The 14,316-nt window shown below is 75.2% G+C and carries 12 protein-coding genes; 6 read left to right on the forward strand and 6 right to left on the reverse strand.

The features are described from left to right. Positions 1–41 precede the first annotated feature (41 nt). On the forward strand, positions 42–737 hold the full coding sequence (locus AB0E19_RS12985; protein ID WP_362177724.1) for a gamma-glutamyl-gamma-aminobutyrate hydrolase family protein: 696 nt from the start codon (positions 42–44) through the stop codon (positions 735–737). Positions 738–798: 61 nt separating this feature from the next. On the opposite strand, the gene AB0E19_RS12990 is transcribed toward AB0E19_RS12985, so the two are convergent. Next, positions 799–2,259, reverse strand: coding sequence for a cytosine permease (locus tag AB0E19_RS12990; RefSeq protein ID WP_362177727.1), 1,461 nt, complete (start codon positions 2,257–2,259; stop codon positions 799–801). Between the two features lie 67 nt (positions 2,260–2,326). Between AB0E19_RS12990 and AB0E19_RS12995 the strand changes: the two genes are divergently transcribed. Continuing rightward, positions 2,327–3,094: a TetR family transcriptional regulator gene (locus AB0E19_RS12995; RefSeq protein WP_362177730.1), complete on the forward strand. Its 768-nt coding sequence runs from the start codon at positions 2,327–2,329 to the stop codon at positions 3,092–3,094. Positions 3,095–3,564: 470 nt separating this feature from the next. Continuing rightward, on the forward strand, positions 3,565–5,196 hold the full coding sequence (locus tag AB0E19_RS13000) for an amidohydrolase (protein ID WP_362177733.1): 1,632 nt from the start codon (positions 3,565–3,567) through the stop codon (positions 5,194–5,196). Positions 5,197–5,283: 87 nt separating this feature from the next. On the opposite strand, the gene AB0E19_RS13005 is transcribed toward AB0E19_RS13000, so the two are convergent. Then, positions 5,284–6,177, reverse strand: a complete 894-nt coding sequence (locus AB0E19_RS13005) for a LysR family transcriptional regulator (RefSeq protein ID WP_362178072.1) — start codon at positions 6,175–6,177, stop codon at positions 5,284–5,286. A gap of 250 nt (positions 6,178–6,427) precedes the next feature. On the opposite strand from AB0E19_RS13005, the gene AB0E19_RS13010 reads away from it, so the two are divergent. Next, positions 6,428–7,588: a TDT family transporter gene (locus tag AB0E19_RS13010; protein WP_362177736.1), complete on the forward strand. Its 1,161-nt coding sequence runs from the start codon at positions 6,428–6,430 to the stop codon at positions 7,586–7,588. On the opposite strand, the gene AB0E19_RS13015 is transcribed toward AB0E19_RS13010, so the two are convergent. The 4 genes from AB0E19_RS13015 to AB0E19_RS13030 all read right to left on the reverse strand — a co-directional run bounded on the left by AB0E19_RS13015 (position 7,515) and on the right by AB0E19_RS13030 (position 11,994). Beyond that, positions 7,515–8,258 (reverse strand): helical backbone metal receptor, encoded by a 744-nt coding sequence (locus AB0E19_RS13015; RefSeq protein WP_360603805.1) that lies wholly within the window; start codon positions 8,256–8,258, stop codon positions 7,515–7,517. The genes AB0E19_RS13010 and AB0E19_RS13015 overlap by 74 nt on opposite strands. Next, positions 8,255–8,806: a cupin domain-containing protein gene (locus tag AB0E19_RS13020; protein WP_362177740.1), complete on the reverse strand. Its 552-nt coding sequence runs from the start codon at positions 8,804–8,806 to the stop codon at positions 8,255–8,257. Before AB0E19_RS13020 ends, AB0E19_RS13015 begins: the two co-directional genes overlap by 4 nt. Before the next feature lie 325 nt (positions 8,807–9,131). Then, complete coding sequence (locus AB0E19_RS13025) at positions 9,132–10,940, reverse strand: ABC transporter permease/substrate binding protein (protein ID WP_362177743.1); 1,809 nt, start codon at positions 10,938–10,940, stop codon at positions 9,132–9,134. Then, positions 10,933–11,994, reverse strand: a complete 1,062-nt coding sequence (locus tag AB0E19_RS13030) for a betaine/proline/choline family ABC transporter ATP-binding protein (RefSeq protein ID WP_362177746.1) — start codon at positions 11,992–11,994, stop codon at positions 10,933–10,935. Before AB0E19_RS13030 ends, AB0E19_RS13025 begins: the two co-directional genes overlap by 8 nt. Before the next feature lie 481 nt (positions 11,995–12,475). Between AB0E19_RS13030 and AB0E19_RS13035 the strand changes: the two genes are divergently transcribed. Both AB0E19_RS13035 and AB0E19_RS13040 read left to right on the forward strand, forming a co-directional pair. Beyond that, a complete protein-coding gene (locus AB0E19_RS13035) occupies positions 12,476–13,384 on the forward strand; it encodes a 5'-3' exonuclease (protein ID WP_362178075.1) in 909 nt (302 codons plus the stop codon). Positions 13,385–13,450: 66 nt separating this feature from the next. Then, positions 13,451–14,299, forward strand: a complete 849-nt coding sequence (locus AB0E19_RS13040) for a siderophore-interacting protein (RefSeq protein ID WP_362177749.1) — start codon at positions 13,451–13,453, stop codon at positions 14,297–14,299. Positions 14,300–14,316 lie beyond the last annotated feature (17 nt).

A 14,316-nucleotide genomic window follows, 5' to 3' on the forward strand; every position in this document is an offset into this window, starting at 1 on the left:
GAGTCGGCGGCGCACGTTCCGCGAGTCCAGGAGGCAGTGCCGTGGCCAAGCCGCTCATCGGTGTGACGACCTATCTCGACCGGGCCCGCTGGGGGGTGTGGGACATGCCGGCGGCGCTGCTGCCCGCGCCGTACCCGCGGTACGTGCGGGAGGGCGGCGGCCTGGTGGCGATGCTGCCGCCGGACGAGCCGGGCGCCGCGGCGGCCGTACTGGCCCGGCTCGACGGTCTGGTCGTGGCGGGCGGGGCGGACGTGGAGCCCGTGCGGTACGGGGCCGAGCCCGATCCGCGGACCGGCCCGCCGGCGCGGGAGCGGGACGCGTGGGAGCTGGCGCTGATCGACGCGGCGCTCGCCTCCGGCACCCCGCTGCTCGGCGTCTGCCGGGGGATGCAGCTGCTCAACGTGGCCCTGGGCGGGACGCTGACGCAGCACGTGGACGGGCACGTGGAGGCGGTGGGGGTGATGGGGCGCCACCCGGTGAAGCCGGTGCCGGGGACGCTGTACGCCTCCCTCGTCCCGGAGCTCGCCGAGGTGCCGACGTACCACCACCAGGCGGTGGACCGGCTGGGCGCGGGGCTCGCGGCCTCGGCGTACGCGGAGGACGGCACGGTGGAGGCGGTGGAGCTGGCGGGCCCCGCCTGGGCCCTCGGGGTGCAGTGGCACCCCGAGATGGGCGAGGACTTCCGGGTCGTACGGGGGCTGGTCCGCGCGGCGGCGGAGGCGGCCGTACGCCGGTGAGCGGGGTGCGCGGGGCGGCCGGGGTGGGCGGTCCGGCCGCCCCGCGGTTCGGGGGCCGCGGTCAGGCGGCGGGGGTGGTGCCCGCGGGGGTGGTGGCGGCGACCGCGCGGCGGCCGAGGACCACGTAGAGGACGGTGGCCACCACCATGCCGACGGGGAGCGAGAGGTCCATGCCGACGGCGGAGGCGACGGGCCCGGTGTAGACGCTGTCGACGCAGAGGGCGCCGGCGGCGAGACCGCCGAGGAGGGCCGCCGTACCGGCGGGGTTGAAGCCGCCGGAGTACCAGAAGGGGCTGCCGGGGGTCTCGTCGGCGAGGGCGGCGGAGTCGTAGCGGCGGCGGCGCAGCACGATGTCGGTGGCGTAGACGCACATCATCGGGCCGGTGAGGACGGTGATCGCCTGGAGGGCGTTGCTGACGGTGTCCAGGAAGTCGGAGACCAGCAGCGCGTAGAGGGTGAGGGCGACGGCGACGGCCCCGTCGAAGAGGACGCTGACGGTCCGCCGGATCCGCAGGCCGACGGCCTGGAGGGCGAGGCCCGCGCTGTAGGCGGTGAGGGCGTTGATGGCGATGGTGCCGAGGACCAGGGAGAGCAGGAAGACCGGCACGAACCAGCCGGGCAGGATCTCCTGCAGCGCGGTCTGGGGGTCGGACATGTCGACGGCGGTCGCGGCGAACGCGCCGAGCGAACAGACCACGACGCTGGGGACGAACGCGCCGAGCGCGGTCCACAGGGCGACGGCGCGGGGGGAGCTGTCGCGGGGCAGGTAGCGGGAGAAGTCGGCGCTCGTCGTGTAGGAGAGCGGGCCCGAGGCGATCATCGTGGTGCCCGCCAGGAGCACCGCCCACAGGGAGAGGCCGGAGAGCGGCTCGGCGGGGGCGTACCCGAAGTCGGCGTGCCGGAACACGGCGAGGGCGACGACGGCGAAGGCGGCGGTCAGGGTGAGCGTGATCGGCAGGTAGAGCCGGATGATCAGCGCGTGGCCGTAGACGCTGATGGTCAGCGTGAGGGCGGCGATGACGACCACGACGGCGATCTTCACCGGGACGTTCGCCGGGATCCCGGCCTCCTCGACGAGCGCGAAGGCGGCGGCCGCGGCGGCGGCGAGGTTGAGGGCGAAGTAGCAGACGGAGACCAGCCAGCCGCCGACCGCGTTGTTCACGCGGTTGCCGCGGACGCCGTAGACGGCTCGGGTGACGACCTCGCTGGGCGCGCCGGCGGCCGGGCCGGAGGTGGCGAGCACGCCGGTGAGCACCCAGAAGAGGTTGCCGACCACGATCACGCCGAGCGCCTGCACGAGGTCGAGGCCCATGAGGACGAGGGCGCCGCCGATGACGAGGCTGAGGTAGTTGACGTTCGCCGCGGCCCAGACGGAGAAGAGCTCACGGGGGTGGCCGTGGCGCTCGGCGTCCGGGATGTGGTCGATGCCGTGGGCCTCGACGCGGCCGGGCCGGTCGGCGGCCGGCAGGGGTGCCCGCTCGCGCTCTGTCCCGGGGCGCGGGTCGGGGATCGTGGAAGCCATGCGGCCCTCCGGTGCGTGATTGCCCACCTGGTTGCTTATTGGTCGCACACTCAATAGCATCACCGGTATGTCGTCAAGCGTCCAGCGCAAGCGAATCCGGAAATCACCCGAGGCCCGGCGGGCGGAGATCGTCACCACCGCCGCACGGATCGCCCTCACCGAGGGCCTGGAGTGCGTCACCCTGCGGCGGGTCGCCGAAGAGCTGTCGGTCAGGCCCGGCCTGATCAGCCACTACTTCCCCTCGGCCGAGGACCTGGTGGCCGAGGCGTTCTCGGCGGCGGCCCTCGGCGAGCTCGACACCCTGCTGCCGGCCGAGCGCCCGGACGGCACCCCCGCGCAGTACCTGGCCCGCTACTTCGCCCTCTCGTCCGGCGAGGGCTACGACGACATCAGCCGCCTCTGGATCAACGCCCGGCACCTGAGCCGCTACCGCCCGGTCCTGCGGGAGCGCGTCACCCGCATGGAGCTCGCCTCCGACGACCGCCTGGAGACCCTGATCCTCGACGGCGTCGCGCGCGGCGAGTTCCGCACGGACGACGCGCGGTCGGCGGCCATCCAGGTCCTCGTCGTCCTCGACGGCCTGGGCGCCCACGCAAACTCCGACCGCACCGACCGCCCCCCGGCCGTCACCCGCCTCGCCCTCAGCACCGCCGAACGCGCCCTGGACCTCCCCCCGGGCACCCTCGACGCCCCCGGCGCCACCGGCACCCTCCCCCTCGACTACTCCCCCACGGCAGCGGCCGAGGCGGCGGTGCCGCGAGCGGCGACGGAGCCGGCGGCGCCCGAGGCGACCGTGGCGGACCCCGCCGACGCGCCGGCGGGCGCGGGCGCCTGACGGCGGGTGGCGGCGGTGGCGGGTGGCGGGACCGGAACGGCGAACGAAACCCCGCCCTCGTCGGTCGCCGACCCGGCGGTCGGGGCGCACCCCGGGCGACCACCGGCCTCCTGCCTCCTGCCTCCTGCCTCCCGACGGGGACCGGCCTCACGGCCTGATCCGCCGCGAGGCCGGGTCCGCCGAGGAACCCTGACCTTCCGGCCGACGGCTCCGACCCCGGCCCCGGACCCGACCCCGGACCCGGTCCCTGATCTTCCTGCCGACGGCCACGACCCCGGCCCCTGACCTTCCGGCCCGAGGACCCCATCCCGGCCACAGGCACAGCCACAGCCACAGCACCGGCCCTCGGGCCCGTGGCCGGGGCGGCGGGCGCCGTAGCGTGCGCCGGGCCGACCGCTCGGGCCGGCCGGCGCCCCCTCTCCACCACGATCACCCCCCCTTCCCGTACCACCACCCTCAGGAGCGCCACCGTGTCCAGCCGACTCGTCCTCCACTCCGCACGACTGCTCGACCCCGCCACAGGGGGGTTCCTCGCGGCGAGTGCGCTCGCCGTGGACGGGGACGGGCGGATCGCCGCGATCGGCGACGACCGGGAGGTGCGGGCGCTCGCCGGGGCCGGGACGACCGTCGTCGACCTCGGGGGGGCCGTCGTCACGCCCGGTTTCGTCGACGGGCACGTGCACCCCGTCACCGGTGCCGAACTGACCGGCGGTCTCGATCTGTCCGGCTGCGCCGGGCTCGGGGACGTACGGGAGGCGCTGGCGCGCGAGGTGCGGGCGCTGCGGCGCGGCGACTGGCTCTTCGCCTGGGGCCTCGACCCGAACGTCTTCGGCGACGAGCCGGTCGGCATCGCGCCCTTCGACGCCGTCCTCGACGGGGTCCCCGCCTTCCTGCTGCTCTTCGACGCGCACTCCGCGCTCGCCTCCCGCCGCGCCCTCGAACTCGCCGGGATCGACGGCCCCCGCACCTTCGCCCAGGCCTCCGCCGAGATCGTCTGCGACGCCGACGGGCGTCCCACCGGGCTGCTCCAGGAGGACGCCGCCTGCGAGCTGGTCGAGCGGGTCGCCCCGCAGCCGACCCGCGCCGAACGCCTGGAACGGCTCGCCTCCGCGCTCGACGCGATGGCGGCGGCCGGGCTCACCGGCGGGCACGTCATGGACGCCAACGGCGACAGCCTCGACCTCTTCGCCGAGCTCGACGCCGCCGGCCGGCTGCCGCTGCGGCTGCGCGTGGCCCCGTGGTGCCAGCCCGGTACCGACGCCTCCGGGGTGCGGGAGCTGATCGCGCTCCAGGGCCGGGGCGGCGCCCGGTGGCAGGTCGCGGGCGTGAAGCTCTTCATGGACGGCACGATCGACAACGGCACGGCCTGGCTGGAGCGGCCCGACTGCCACGGCGAGTCCACCCACGCCTTCTGGCCGGATCCGGAGGCGTACACGGAGATCATCGGCGCCCTGCACCGGGCCGGGGTGCCGACCGCGACGCACGCCATCGGCGACGCCGCCGTCCGGCACGTCCTCGACTCGGTCGAGCGGGCCCGCGCGACCGGCGGCGACCCGACCGTACGCCACCGGGTCGAGCACATCGAGACCGTCCCGGACGACACCCTGCGCCGCTTCGCCGAGCTGGGCGTGGTCGCCTCCATGCAGCCCACCCACTGCTGCGACTTCACCCGCGCCGACCACACCGACAACTGGTCGCGCCGGCTCGGCGAGGAGCGCGCCGGGCGCGCCTGGCGCTGCCGGGACCTGGTGGACTCGGGGGCGACCGTGGTCCTCGGCTCCGACTGGCCCATCGCCCCCTTCCCGCCGCTGGGCGTGCTCGCCGGCGCCGTGCACCGCCGCCCGTCGCGCGACCTCGCGCAGCCGCCGCACGGTCCCGAGCAGGCGCTGACCCCTCTGGAGGCGCTGCGCGGCCTGACCACGGGCGCGGCCTACGCGGCCGGCGAGGAGCGGCTCTCCGGCCGCCTCGCCGTCGGCCACCGCGCCGATCTGACGGTCCTCGCCGCCGACCCGCTCACCACCCCGGCCGCGGACCTCCCCGACGTCCCGGTCCTCCTCACCGCCGTCGACGGGCACGTCACCCACCGCGCACCGCGGCTGTGACCACCCGGCCCTGCCCGGACCTGCCCTGCCCTGCCCTGCCCTGCCCGCGAGGAAAACGGGCCGGGCCGGGCCGGACGCCGGCAGGACCTAGGACCTCGTCAACGAGAGCAGGTCGCGGGCCGGGCCGGTCGGGCGGTGGCCCGTCGGCCAGACGGCGCGCAGGTCGCGGGCGAGGCGCACGCCCTCGACCGGGACGGCGACCAGGCGGCGCGAGGACAGCTCCTCGGCGATCGCCAGTTCGCTGAGGACCGCGGGGCCCGCGCCGCTGACCGCCGCCGCCTTCACCGCGGTGGTGGAGGCCAGTTCGAGGAGCGGCCGGGCGAGCCCGCCGTGCCCGGCGAGCGCCGCGTCGAGGACCTGCCGGGTGCCCGAGCCGTGCTCCCGCAGCACCAGCGGGGTCGCGGCCAGCTCGGCCGGGTCGATCGGCCTCCGACGACGGGCCCACGGGTGCGCGGGGGCCACGACCACGGCCAGCCGGTCGTGGGCGACGATCGTGCCGTCGAGCCCGTCCGGGACGGCCAGGCCCTCGACGAACCCGAGGTCCGCCTCCCCCGCGAGCAGCCGCTCCGCGACCACCGCCGAGTTCCCCGCCTGCAGCGACACCGCCGTGTCCGGCCGCTCCGCGCGCAGCGCGATGAGCCACCCGGGCAGCAGGTACTCGGCGATCGTCATGGACGCCACCACCCGCAGCCGCGAGTCCCGGCGGCCGCGCAGCGCCTGCACGCCCGCGTCGAACGCCTCCGCCGACTCCACGATCCGCCGTGCCCAGTCCGTCACCAGCGCGCCCGCGTCGGTCAGCCGGGAGCCGCGCGGCGAGCGGTCCACGAGCGCCACGCCGAGCTGCCGCTCCATCGAACGGATCCGGCTGCTCGCCGCCGGCTGGGTGATCCCCACCTCGCGCGCGGCGGCCCCGAGGCTGCCGTGCCGGGCGACCGCGAGCAGCAGTTCGAGCGCGCCGAGGTCGGGAACCCGGTGCGACAGATGCGCGGTCCCGGAGCCGGAGCCCGTACCGGAGCCCGTACCGGAGCCCTTACCGGACCCCGCACGCGCACCCGCCGCCGTACCCGCCCCTGTACCCGCCCCCGCCCCCATGCCCGCGCCCGCCCCCGTACCCGCACCCGAGCCGAAGCCCGCGCCGCTCCCGTCCCGCTCCCTGCTCATAAGGCCAGCTTATGACGTCATAGCCGCATGATCCCTGGTGGGGGACGCGCGCGGGGGCGACGGTGGAGCCATGGCAAGCCTCGCACCCTCCGGCCCCCTCCTCGGAGCCACCACCCCCGGCCTCCGCGCGTCCCGTACCGTCCGCCACCTCGGACCCAACTGGTACGCCTCCGTGATGGGCACCTCCGTCGTCGGCACGGCGGGAGCCGCGCTCCCGGTCTCCGTGCCCGGTCTCCGTACCGTCTGCACCGCCGTCTGGGCGCTCTCGCTCGCGATGCTGCTGACCCTGCTCACCGCCCGGGCCGCGCACTGGCGCCGCCACCCCGACCAGGCCCGCGCCCATCTCCTGGACCCGGCGGTCGCCCCCTTCTACGGCTGTCTGTCGATGGCGCTGCTCGCCGTCGGCGGCGGCACGCTGACCCTCGGCCGGGACTGGATCGGACTGCCCGCCGCCGTCGCCGTCGACGCCGTCCTCTTCACCGCCGGCACCGCCGTGGGCCTCGCCGCGGCGGTCACCGTGCCGTACCTGATGGTGGTCAGGCACCGGATCGAGCACGCCTCCCCGGTCTGGCTGCTGCCCGTCGTCGCGCCCATGGTCTCCGCCGCGCTCGGCCCGCTGCTGCTCCCCCACCTGCCCGAGGGCCAGGCCCGGCAGACCCTCCTCCTCGCCTGCTACGCGATGTTCGGGATCAGTCTGCTCGCCACCCTGGTGATGCTGCCGCTGGTCTTCGGCCGACTGGTCCTCACCGGCCCGCTGCCGCTCGCGCTCACCCCCACGCTCTTCCTCGTCCTCGGCCCCCTCGGCCAGTCGACCACCGCCGCCAACGCCTTCGCCGACACCGCCGCCGGCGTGCTCCCCGAGCCGTACGCGCACGGCTTCGCCGCCTTCGCCGTCCTCTACGGCGTACCCGTCATGGGCTTCGCCCTGCTGTGGCTGGCGCTCGCCGGCGCGATGGTGGCGCGGGCCCGGCGGGCCGGCATGGGCTTCGCGATGACCTGGTGGGCCTTCACCTTCCCCGTCGGCACCTGCGTCACCGGCGCCGAGGGGCTCGCCCGCCACACCGGGCTCGACGCCTTCCGCTGGCTGGCCGTCGCCCTGTACGTCCTCCTGGCCGCGGCCTGGCTGGTGGCCGGTGCGCACACCGTGCGCGGGCTCCTCAGCGGAGCGCTGCTCGCAGGGCCCGGTGGAGCAGCCGCGGTGCCCGGGCCAGCGACGGCCCGTACCAGGTGAGCATCCGCCCGTCGACGAGCGCGGGCGCGGCCCCGGGGAACGCCTCGGGGCCGTCGTCCGCCGTGAAGCGGTACGGCTCGTCCGGCAGGACCACCAGCCGCGGACCGGCCGCGGTCAGCTCGGCGAGCGGGACCTTCGGATAGCGCTCCGGGTGGTCGGCGTACAGGTTGCGGACGCCGAGCCGGGCGAGGAGGTCGCCGGCGAAGGTGTCCCGGCCGAGCACCATCCAGGGCCGCCGCCAGATCGGCACGACGGCGGTGACGCCGTCCCCGACGGGTTCGGCCGCCGCCCACGCCTCCTCCGCCTCCGCCAGCCAGCGCGGGCGGCGGGGCGCGCCGCAGGCGGCGAGCACCTCTCCGAGGGCGTCGAGGCCCTGGTCGAGGGTGCGGACCTCCGTCACGAGGACCTCCGCGCCGCCCGCGCGCAGGGCGTCCAGGTCGGGGGCGCGGTTCTCCTCCTCGTTGGCGAGGACGAGGTCGGGGCGGAGGGCGAGGACCGCGGGCACGTCGGGGTTCTTGGTGCCGCCGATCCGGGCGACGTCGAGCCCCGCGGGGTGGGCGCACCAGTCGGTGGCGCCGACGAGCAGCCCGGGGGCGGTGACGGCGACGGCCTCGGTGAGCGAGGGCACCAGGGAGACCACGCGCGGGGCCCGGCCCCTGAGCTGCGTCACTCCTCCTCCACCTCGACGTGGTCGGCGACCGCGACGACCAGGAGGCGGGTGCCGGGCTCGGTGGCGCGCCAGCGGTGCCGGACGCCGCCGGAGAGGTACAGGGTGTCGCCCCGGCCGAGGCGGTGGGCGCGGCCCTCGGCCTCGACCTCGGCGGCGCCGTCGGCGACGTACAGCAGCTCGTCGTTGCGGTGCTGGAACTCGCGGCCCGCGTCCTGCTCGCCGGTGAACTCCAGGGCATGCAGCTGGTGCCGGGCGCGGACCAGGCGCCGGACCCCGTCCGGAAGGCCGGCGGCGCCCTCGTCGGCGCGCACGACGTCGATGGTGCGGGCGGCCTCGGCGGCGGCGAGGAGTTCGGCGGCGGAGGTCTGGAGGGCCTCGGCGACCAGTTCCAGGGAGCGGCGGCTGGGGCGGGCGCGCTCGTTCTCGATCTGGCTGAGGAAGGGCACGGAGAGGCCGCTGCGGGAGGCGACGACGGCCAGGGTGAGCTGGAGGGCCCTGCGGCGCCTCTTGACGGCCGCGCCCACGCGGGGTGCTTCCTTCTCGTCCATGGCGGCTCCCTCCCTCTGCTGGCTGCCTCGTCGCGTACCTGCTGGTTACCTGCACCTTACGCAGCTTTGGGCCGGGGTTTCGCGTCGTGGCGGAAAGGAGCCCGCGGGGAACCGGCGAAGGGGCCCGGGACGGGCCGGGAAGCGAGCGGGAAGCGAGCGGGGAACGAGCGGGGAACGAGCCGGGATCGAGCCGGGGCCGAGCGCGCGACGAGCGGGGGTCGAGTCCGGGAACGGGCCCCGGGCGCGCTCCGGGCCGGGCACGGAGGAGGGGTGGCCGCCGTTCACGAACGGCGACCACCCCTCCCCTACGGGTGACGATTCCCCGTCACTGCGGGGCGAGCCGCTCCGCGAGGCCCGGCTGGGCGTCCAGCCAGCCGCGGACGGCCTCCTGCTCCTTGCCCTTGCCGCCCTCCTGGATCTCCGCCTCCAGGTCGGTGAGCTGCTTCTCGGTGAGCTCGAAGTTCTTCAGCCAGGCCCCCACCTCGGGGTTCTCCTCGGTGAAGCCCTTACGGGCCAGGGTGTGGACGCCGTCGCCCTTGCCCCAGACGCCCTTGGGGTCGGCGAGCTTCGTCAGGTCGTGCGCGGAGTAGGCCCAGTGCGGGGACCACAGGGTCACGACGACCGGTTCCTTGCGGTCGTACGCGCGCTTCAGCTCGGCGAGCATGCCGGGCGTGGAGCCGTCGACGACCTCGTACTCGCCCTCCAGGCCGTACTCCTTCAGGACCTTGTCCTTGAGGATGCCCATCATTCCGGCGCTGGGCTCGATGCCGACGATGCGGCCCTTGAAGCGGTCGCCCTTGCCCTTGAGGTCGGCGAGGGACTTCACGTCCTTGACGTAGGAGGGGACGGACAGTTCCAGGGAGGTCGGGCCGTACCAGGAACCGAGGTCCTCCAGCTTGTTCCCGTACTTCTCCAGGTACGAGGCGTGGGTGACGGGCAGCCACGCGTCGGTCTGGAAGTCGAGCTGCCCGCCGGCGAGGCCGGTGTAGAGCGCGCCGGCCTCCAGCTGCTTGGTCTCGACCTCGTACCCGCGGCGCTCCAGGAGCTCCTTCCACAGGTAGGTGGAGGCGATGCCCTCGTCCCACGGGATGTAGCCGATGCTGATCTTCTTGCCGTGGCCGCCACCCGCGCCGGACGCGGTGGTCGAGGTGGCTCCGGAGCCGCCGAGGAAGCCGGCGCCGCCCGCGACGAGCGCGAGGACGACGATGCCGACGAGCGCGGTGACGGGCTGCGGGCGGTGCGCCCACAGCCGCGCGGTGCGGCGGCGGGCGACGGCGGCGCGGGCCTTGACGAGGGCGCGGCGGCCGAGCGGGGAGACCTGGCGGCCGAGCGCGCCGGTCATCCGGTCGAGGTACATGGCGAGGACGACGATGGAGACGCCGGCCTCGAAGCCGAGGCCGATGTCGACGTTGCCGATGGCCTTGTAGACGGCGCCGCCGAGTCCGCCGCCGCCGACCATGCCGGCGATGACGACCATGGAGAGGCCGAGCATGATGACCTGGTTGACGCCGGCCATGATCGTCGGCACGGCGAGCGGCAGCTGGACGCGGAGCAGGGTGTCGCGCGGGGTGGTGCCGAACGCCTCGGCGGCCTCGACGAGTTCGGCGTCGACCTGCCGGATGCCGAGCTCGGTCATGCGGACGCCTGGCGGCAGCGCGAAGACGATGGTGGCGATGATGCCGGGGACGACGCCGACGCCGAAGAAGATGATGCCGGGGATGAGGTAGACCATCGCCGGCATGGTCTGCATGAAGTCGAGGACGGGCCGCAGCACGGTGCTGACCGTCTTGGACCGGGCCGCCCAGATGCCGAGGGGGACGGCGATCACCAGGGTGACGAGGGTGGCGACGAGGACCAGCGAGAGCGTCGCCATCGCCTCGTCCCACAGCTGGACGGAGTCGACGAGCGCGAGCCCCGCGAAGGAGAGCAGACCGGCGGCGAGGCCGCGCAGCCACCAGGCGACGACGGCGAGGATGCCGGCGAAGAGCAGCGGCTGCGGCGCCGAGAGGACGGCGTCGATGCCGTCGTACAGACCGGTGATGCCGGAGCTGACGGCGTCGAAGAGCCAGGAGAACCGTGCCTGGAGCCAGTCGACGGAGCCGTCGACCCAGGAACCGAGGGGAATCTCAGGCATGAGCGGCCACCTCCTCGGTCGCGAGCCCGCCCATCACGGCGAGCAGCGTCTCCTTCCGTACGACTCCGAGCGTGGCCCCGCCGGCGTCCCGGACGGTCACCGGGTGCGGGCCCGCGGCGGCGAGGGCGCACAGGTCGGCGAGGAGCGTGTCGGGGCCCGCGACCGGGGCGTCCGGGTCGAGCTCGGCCTCGGCCCCGGCCTCGGGGGAGGACATCACGGCGGAGGCGGTGAGCACCCGGGAGCGGTCGACGTCCTGGATGAAGGAGGCGACGTAGTCGTCGGCGGGACGGACCAGGATGTCCTCGGCCGAGCCGAGCTGCACGATCCGGCCGCCGCGCATCACGGCGATGCGGTCGCCGAGGCGCATGGCCTCGTTGAGGTCGTGGGTGATGAAGACGATGGTCTTCTTCAACTGCTTCTGGAGCACCAGGAGCTGGTCCTGCATGTCGCGGCGGATCAGCGGGTCGAGGGCGCTGAAGGACTCGTCCATGAGCAGCAGGTCGGCGTCGGTGGCGAGCGCCCGGGCCAGGCCCACGCGCTGCTGCATGCCGCCGGAGAGCTCGTCGGGCCAGGACTTCTCCCAGCCGGCGAGGCCGCACAGCTCCAGCGCCTCGGCGGCGCGCTTCTCGCGCTCGGCGCGCGGGACGCCCTGGACCTCCAGGCCGTAGCCGGCGTTCTCCAGGACGGTGCGGTGCGGGAAGAGCGCGAAGTGCTGGAAGACCATGCTGACGCGGCGGGAACGGACCTCGCGCAGCGCGCGGGGGGAGAGCGCGGTGAGGTCGTCGCCGTCGTAGAGGACGCGGCCCGCGGTCGGTTCGAGCAGGCCGTTGAGCATGCGCAGCAGGGTGGACTTGCCGGAACCCGAGAGGCCCATGACCACGAAGATCTGACCCGGTTCGACCACGAACGAGGCGTCGACGACGGCGGCGGTGACGCCGTCCTCGCGCAGTTCGTCGCGGTCGGCGCCGTTCACGAGCGCGCGGACGGCCGCGGTCTCGTCGGCGGGGCGTCTGGCGAACACCTTGAACAGGTGGTCGGCCTGGAGCCTGGACACATTCACCTCACGGATAGCAGGGAGAAACGGCCCGCCACCCCCGCGACCGGGCCGTTGGAGCGGGGCGGGATCTGCCCGCGACACCCGTCGCGTACGGGGCCCACTGCTCGGGGCCCCTTACCGGGTCCGCTCCGGGCACGCGCCTGCCCCGGGCCCCGGAGGGCAAACGCGAAGGTGACGGGGGTCACGCGAAGCACGGAAGCCGAGGCTCCGGGGCGCGCCCGCCGGTCCGCGCCGCTGTCGGACCGGCATCGGCCGGGCGCGGCCTCCGGTCGGGGCCGGTGTCGACGGGGTGCGGCCTCCGGTCCAGGCCGGCGTCGACGGGGTACGACCTCCGGGTCCGGGCCGGTGCCGGACCGGCGTCGGCCGGGCGCAGCCTCCGGGTCCGGGCCGGTGTCGGATCGTCGTCGGCCGGGCGCGGCCTCCGGTCCGGGCCGGTGTCGGCCGGGTGCGGCATGATCGGGGTGTGACGCGACGCCTGATGCTCCTGGACACCGCCAGCCTCTACTTCCGCGCCTACTTCGGCGTGCCGGACTCGGTCCGGGCCCCGGACGGGACGCCGGTGAACGCCGTGCGGGGGCTGCTCGACTTCATCGGCCGGCTGGTCCACGACCACCGGCCCGACGACCTGGTCGCCTGCTGGGACGAGGACTGGCGTCCGCAGTGGCGGGTGGACCTGATCCCCTCCTACAAGGCGCACCGGGTGGCCGTGGAGACGGAGACCGGGCCGGACGAGGAGGAGATCCCGGACACGCTCTCCCCGCAGGTGCCGGTGATCGAGGAGGTCCTCGCGGCACTCGGCATCGCCCGGATCGGCGCGGCGGGCTACGAGGCGGACGACGTGATCGGCACGCTGACGGCCGGCGCGAAGGGCCCGGTGGACATCGTGACCGGCGACCGGGACCTCTTCCAGCTCGTCGACGACGAGCGGGCGGTCCGGGTGCTGTACCCGCGCAAGGGCGTCGGCGACTGCGACCTGGTGGACGACGAGCTGATCCGCGGGAAGTACGGGGTCCGGCCCGACCAGTACGCCGACTTCGCGGCCCTCCGCGGCGACGCCAGCGACGGCCTGCCCGGGGTGAAGGGCATCGGCGAGAAGACGGCGGCGCAGCTGATCACCGAGTACGGCGACCTGTCCGGCGTCCGGGCGGCCGCCGAGGACCGCACCTCGAAGCTCACCCCGGCCAAGCGGCGCGGGATCGTCGAGGCGGCGGCCTATCTGGACGTGGCGCCGACGGTGGTCCGGGTCGCCCGGGACGTGCCACTGCCCGACTTCGACCCGGCGCTGCCGGCCGCCCCGCGCGACCCGGCGGCCCTGGACGCGCTGGCGGCCCGCTGGAACCTCGGCGGCGCCGTGAGCCGGCTGCTGCCGGTCCTCGCCGGTCGCTGACGCGACAGGCGGGGGATGTTAACTTAGGCATACCTAAGTCTTCCCAGGCAGTCAGGAGAGCCCACCGTGGCAGAGCAGCCGGCCCGCAAGGCCCCCAGGGCCACCGAAGCGCGCGTGGTGCACACCGAGCGCATCACCCCGCACATGGTGCGGGTCGTGCTCGGCGGCCCGGGCCTGGACGGTTTCGAGGCCGGCGACTTCACCGACCACTACGTGAAGCTGCTCTTCGCCCCCGGGGAGGTCACCTACCCGGAGCCCTTCGACATGGAGCGGATCCGGGCCGAGTACCCGCGCGAACAGTGGCCCACCACCCGCACGTACACGGTCCGCGCCTGGGACCCGGCGCACCGCGAGCTGACCCTGGACTTCGTGGTCCACGGCGACGAGGGCCTGGCGGGCCCCTGGGCGGCCCGCGCCCAGGTCGGCGAGACGGTGCGCTTCCTCGGCCCCGGCGGCGGCTACACCCCGGACCCGGCCGCGGACTGGCACCTCCTCGCCGGCGACGAGAGCGCGCTCCCCGCCATCGCGGTGGCCCTCGAACGACTCCCCGCGGGCGCGACGGTGCACGCCTTCATCGAGATCGAGGACGCCGCCGACGAGCAGAAGTTCGCGACGGAGGCGGGCATCGAGGTGACCTGGCTCCACCGCGCCGGACGCCCGGCCGGCGAAGCCCTCATCGAGGCCGTCCGCACCCTCCCCTTCCCCGAGGGCGACGTCCACGCCTTCGTCCACGGCGAAGCCGGCTGCGTCAAGGAACTCCGCCGCCACCTCCGCATGGACCGCCGGGTCCCCCTCGAACGCCTCTCCATCTCCGGCTACTGGCGCCAGGGCAAGACGGACGAAGCCTGGCGCGCCATCAAGCGCGACTGGAACGCCCAGGTGGAACGCGAACAGGAACCCACCGAAACCCCCTGACGCCCACTCCGGACGGC

Source organism: Streptomyces sp. NPDC047974 (assembly GCF_040653375.1).
GTDB lineage: Bacteria > Actinomycetota > Actinomycetes > Streptomycetales > Streptomycetaceae > Streptomyces.